Source organism: Citrobacter sp. Colony219 (assembly GCF_019382635.1).
GTDB lineage: Bacteria > Pseudomonadota > Gammaproteobacteria > Enterobacterales > Enterobacteriaceae > Citrobacter > Citrobacter youngae.
The window spans coordinates 895,566-900,580 of sequence record NZ_CP080033.1 but is presented as its reverse complement, the minus strand read 5'-3'; the positions used below and the strand labels follow the sequence as shown (position 1 = coordinate 900,580).

Annotated in this window: 4 protein-coding genes; 3 read left to right on the top strand and 1 reads right to left on the bottom strand. The window is 55.2% G+C overall.

Annotated elements, in window-relative coordinates; all coding sequences use genetic code 11:
* Positions 1-4: 4 nt before the first annotated feature.
* The 3 genes from holC (at position 5) to JTI85_RS03970 (ending at position 4,022) form a co-directional block, all read left to right on the top strand.
* The gene (gene holC, locus JTI85_RS03980) at positions 5-448 is read left to right on the top strand and encodes a DNA polymerase III subunit chi (protein ID WP_219352565.1); all 444 of its coding nucleotides are present in this window, start codon (positions 5-7) and stop codon (positions 446-448) included.
* Positions 448-3,303: a valine--tRNA ligase gene (locus JTI85_RS03975; RefSeq protein WP_219352133.1), complete on the top strand. Its 2,856-nt coding sequence runs from the start codon at positions 448-450 to the stop codon at positions 3,301-3,303. The genes holC and JTI85_RS03975 overlap by 1 nt, the downstream gene beginning before the upstream one ends.
* A 215-nt stretch (positions 3,304-3,518) precedes the next feature.
* Positions 3,519-4,022, top strand: coding sequence for a GNAT family N-acetyltransferase (locus JTI85_RS03970; RefSeq protein WP_003025856.1), 504 nt, complete (start codon positions 3,519-3,521; stop codon positions 4,020-4,022).
* Positions 4,023-4,048: 26 nt separating this feature from the next.
* Here JTI85_RS03970 and JTI85_RS03965 read toward each other — a convergent pair whose 3' ends face one another.
* The gene (locus JTI85_RS03965) at positions 4,049-4,879 is read right to left on the bottom strand and encodes a topoisomerase II (protein ID WP_115601071.1); all 831 of its coding nucleotides are present in this window, start codon (positions 4,877-4,879) and stop codon (positions 4,049-4,051) included.
* Positions 4,880-5,015: the final 136 nt, after the last annotated feature.

Sequence of the window (5,015 nt, the reverse complement as noted above, 5' to 3'; positions counted from 1 at the left end):
ATATATGAGGAATGCGACCTTTTATATTCTGGACAATGACAACACCATCGACGGCCTCAACGCCGTTGAACAACTGGTGTGTGAAATTGCCGCAGAACGTTGGCGGGCTGGCAAGCGTGTGCTGATCGCCTGTGAAAACGAAAAGCAGGCTCTGCGACTGGATGAAGCCCTGTGGGCAAGACCGGCAGAAAGCTTTGTTCCACATAATCTGGCGGGTGAAGGCCCCAGAGGCGGCGCCCCGGTAGAGATTGCCTGGCCGGAAAAACGCAACAGCAGCCCGCGCGACCTGCTCATCAGTTTACGCGTTGGCTTTGCAGATTTTGCCACCGCTTTCACAGAAGTGATAGACTTCGTTCCTTACGAAGATTCTTTGAAACAATCGGCACGCGATCGCTACAAAGCTTACCGCGTGGCTGGTTTTAACCTGAATACGGCAACCTGGAAATAATGGAAAAGACATACAACCCACAAGATATCGAACAGCCGCTTTACGAGCACTGGGAAAAGCAGGGCTATTTCAAACCTAACGGCGATGAAAGCAAAGAGTCCTTCTGCATCATGATCCCGCCGCCGAACGTCACCGGCAGTTTGCATATGGGTCATGCTTTCCAGCAAACCATCATGGATACCATGATTCGCTACCAGCGCATGCAGGGCAAAAACACCCTGTGGCAGGCCGGTACCGACCACGCGGGTATCGCAACCCAGATGGTGGTTGAGCGTAAGATTGCCGCTGAAGAAGGTAAAACCCGTCACGACTACGGTCGCGAAGCGTTTATCGACAAAATTTGGCAGTGGAAAGCGGAATCCGGCGGCACCATTACCCGTCAGATGCGCCGTCTCGGCAACTCCGTTGACTGGGAGCGCGAGCGCTTCACCATGGACGAAGGCCTTTCCAATGCCGTGAAAGAAGTCTTCGTTCGCCTGTACAAAGAAGACCTGATTTACCGTGGCAAGCGTCTGGTCAACTGGGACCCGAAACTGCGCACCGCTATTTCTGACCTGGAAGTGGAAAACCGCGAGTCTAAAGGCTCCATGTGGCACATCCGCTATCCGCTGGCCGACGGCGCGAAAACCGCAGACGGTAAAGATTACCTGGTCGTGGCGACCACTCGTCCGGAAACCATTCTGGGCGATACCGGCGTAGCCGTGAACCCGGAAGATCCGCGTTATAAAGATCTGATCGGCAAATTCGTCATGCTGCCGCTGGTTGACCGCCGTATTCCTATCGTGGGCGACGAACACGCCGATATGGAAAAAGGCACCGGCTGCGTGAAGATCACCCCTGCGCACGACTTTAACGACTATGAAGTCGGCCGTCGTCACGCCCTGCCAATGATTAACATTCTGACCTTTGATGGCGACATCCGCGAAACCGCGGAAGTGTATGACACCAAAGGTGAAGAGTCTGACGTTTACTCCAACGCTATCCCGGCTGAATTCCAGAAGCTGGAACGCTTTGCCGCGCGTAAAGCGATCGTCGCTGCCATCGATGCGATGGGCCTGCTGGAAGAGATCAAACCTCACGATCTGACCGTTCCTTACGGCGACCGTGGCGGCGTGGTTATCGAACCGATGCTGACCGACCAGTGGTACGTCCGTGCCGACGTGCTGGCAAAACCGGCGGTTAAAGCGGTTGAGAACGGCGACATCCAGTTCGTACCGAAGCAGTACGAAAACATGTACTTCTCCTGGATGCGCGATATTCAGGACTGGTGTATCTCCCGTCAGCTGTGGTGGGGTCACCGTATCCCGGCATGGTATGACAACGACGGCAACGTCTACGTTGGCCGTACCGAAGATGAAGTGCGTCAGGAAAACAACCTCGGCGCCGACGTTGCGCTTCGTCAGGACGAAGACGTTCTCGACACCTGGTTCTCCTCCGCGCTGTGGACCTTCTCTACCCTCGGCTGGCCGGAAAACACCGACGCGCTGCGTCAGTTCCACCCAACCAGCGTGATGGTTTCCGGCTTCGACATCATCTTCTTCTGGATTGCCCGCATGATCATGATGACCATGCACTTCATCAAAGATGAAAACGGCAAGCCGCAGGTTCCGTTCCATACCGTCTACATGACCGGTCTGATCCGTGACGACGAAGGCCAGAAGATGTCCAAATCCAAGGGCAACGTGATTGACCCGCTGGATATGGTCGACGGTATCTCGCTGCCGGAGCTGCTGGAAAAACGTACCGGCAACATGATGCAGCCGCAGCTGGCCGAGAAGATCGCCAAGCGCACCGAGAAGCAGTTCCCGAACGGCATCGAGCCGCACGGCACCGACGCCCTGCGTTTCACCCTGGCGGCGCTGGCCTCTACCGGCCGCGACATCAACTGGGATATGAAGCGTCTGGAAGGTTACCGTAACTTCTGTAACAAGCTGTGGAACGCCAGCCGCTTCGTGCTGATGAACACCGAAGATCAGGATTGCGGCTTCAACGGCGGCGAAATGACCCTGTCTCTGGCCGACCGCTGGATCCTCGCTGAATTCAACCAGACCATCAAAGCGTACCGCGAAGCGCTGGATAACTTCCGCTTCGATATCGCTGCGGGCATCCTGTACGAATTCACCTGGAACCAGTTCTGCGACTGGTATCTGGAGCTGACCAAGCCGGTCATGACCGGAGGAACTGATGCTGAACTGCGCGGCACCCGTAATACGCTGGTGACCGTGCTGGAAGGCCTGCTGCGCCTGGCGCACCCGATCATCCCGTTCATCACCGAAACCATCTGGCAGCGCGTGAAAGTGATTTGTGGCAACACCGCAGATACCATCATGCTGCAGCCGTTCCCGGAATATAACGCGGCTCAGGTTGATGAAGCGGCACTGGCTGATACCGAATGGCTGAAGCAGGCGATCGTTGCCGTACGTAATATTCGCGCGGAAATGAACATTGCCCTAGGCAAACCGCTGGAGCTGTTGCTGCGTGGTTGCAGCGCGGATGCAATGCGTCGTGTCAACGACAACAAGAGCTTCCTGCTGAACCTGGCGCGTCTGGAAAGCATCACCGTGCTGCCTGCCGATGACAAAGGTCCAGTTTCGGTGACCAAAATCATCGACGGCGCCGAGCTGCTGATCCCGATGGCTGGTCTCATCAACAAAGAAGATGAACTGGCGCGTCTGGCGAAAGAAGTCGCGAAAATCGAAGGTGAGATTGCCCGTATCGAAGGCAAACTCTCCAACGAAGGCTTCGTTGCCCGCGCACCGGAAGCGGTGATCGCCAAAGAGCGTGAGAAGCTGGACGGTTACGCGGAAGCCAAAGCGAAGCTGATTGAGCAGCAGGCAGTTATCGCCGCGCTGTAAAAATCGTGCCCATACGTTTGCCGGATGGCGCTTGCGCTTTTCCGGCCTACGGGCACCGTCAACGTAGGTCGGATAAGCAACCGACAGCTCGTGAACCCGATAAAGCCTCTGGCGTTCTCGCTCAGAGGCTTTTTCTTGAATTATCCTCGCTTGCGCTTCCCCTCACCGCAGTGGTATTAACTGCATATGTCTCACTTTTATGTCATGAGTTCGCTATGAGTGCCATTACCTCCGTCGCGGCAACGCTGCGCCGAATTTCTGCCGATGATAACGCCGCAATTGCCCGCGTTATCCGCAAAGTTTCCGCTGAATACGGCCTTACCGCCGATAAAGGCTACACCGTTGCCGACCCTAATCTGGACGAATTGTTCCAGGTTTACAGCCAGCCGGGCGCGGCCTACTGGGTGGTTGAGCAAAACGGTGAAGTCGTGGGCGGCGGCGGTGTTGCACCGTTAGGATGTAGTGAACCAGACATTTGTGAGCTGCAAAAGATGTACTTCCTGTCGAGCGCGCGCGGTCAGGGGCTGGCGAAAAAACTGGCGCTGATGGCGCTTGAACATGCCCGTGAGCAAGGTTTTAAGCAGTGCTATCTTGAGACCACGGCTTTTCTGACTGAGGCAATTCGCCTGTATGAGCATTTAGGCTTTGAGCATATCAGCGAAGCGCTGGGCTGTACCGGGCACGTAGATTGTGAAGTGCGAATGTTAAAGCCCCTCTGACCTTACGCCGAGAGGCTTTAACCGCGTTACTGCATCTCGGCTGAGAGCATCAGTCGAATAACGCCAGCCGCGCGAGCGGTTGGCAGCTTCAGCACCTGTGACCATAAATCTTGCACCATTTCACAGGCGACTTTCTCTTTGCCCACGCCTTTACTCGGATCGGCCATGATTTGGATATCCGGTCCAAAGCGCTGTACCAGCCCCGGACTGATGGATTGCAGATCCTGAAGTGCCAACTGTTTTTCTTCCGCCGTAACCGTATGTTTGTTCGGGCCATAGGCCGCGTGCATCATACTCATGTCGCTGGCCATACGACGGTTCATGAGCTCGCGCGGAATAATACGCACCGGGTTAATCCCGCCTTTCACTGCCGGGAATAAAAAGCGAAAACATTCGTCATTGCCCACTTTTGCCACCGCGGCAATCTGCTCGAGATTAATCTTCATATACTCGATCACGTTGGCATCAGGCGCCTGCTGCAAACGCGCCATCTGTACCTGTAGGATCTGCGGCTGAATAGCGTCGATAATCTGTTGCTCGCTTTTCCCCGCCTCCTTCAGCTGCGTTGCCTGGGTGAGGATGTTCTGCCACAGCGCTGGCTCCTGCTCCTTAAGCACCTGATAAACAGGCATGGACAGCATCGCGTTTTCAAATTTCTGCGCATCCGTCAGACCATAATCCGGGCTTTCGCGTGGGATCAGGTAGTGCACATCAAACAAATTCCACGCAACAATCGCCACCACAAAAACCACCGCGCCGGAGACCTTACCCAGCCAGCCTTTTTTGCGAAACATGCCGACGACGATAGCAATCACCGCCCCGATATAACCCGCCAACAATACGTGTGCCCAGTTCATTAACCATCCTTATGATAAATCGTCTCTGTTCTGGGGATATATTTCCCCTTCGCTGTTTTGATTATTACGGCAGCAGCAAGCGATTGCCAGCCACCAGATTTTGCTAACAGCAACAGGAAGGGTTAAACCGCGCGGC

Bases quoted from the DNA above. Each gene is read 5' to 3' on its own strand.
- holC (WP_219352565.1), top strand. From the start codon at position 5: ATGAGGAATGCGACCTTTTATATTCTGGACAATGACAACACCATCGAC.
- JTI85_RS03975 (WP_219352133.1), top strand. From the start codon at position 448: ATGGAAAAGACATACAACCCACAAGATATCGAACAGCCGCTTTACGAG.
- JTI85_RS03970 (WP_003025856.1), top strand. From the start codon at position 3,519: ATGAGTGCCATTACCTCCGTCGCGGCAACGCTGCGCCGAATTTCTGCC.
- JTI85_RS03965 (WP_115601071.1), bottom strand. From the start codon at position 4,879: ATGAACTGGGCACACGTATTGTTGGCGGGTTATATCGGGGCGGTGATT.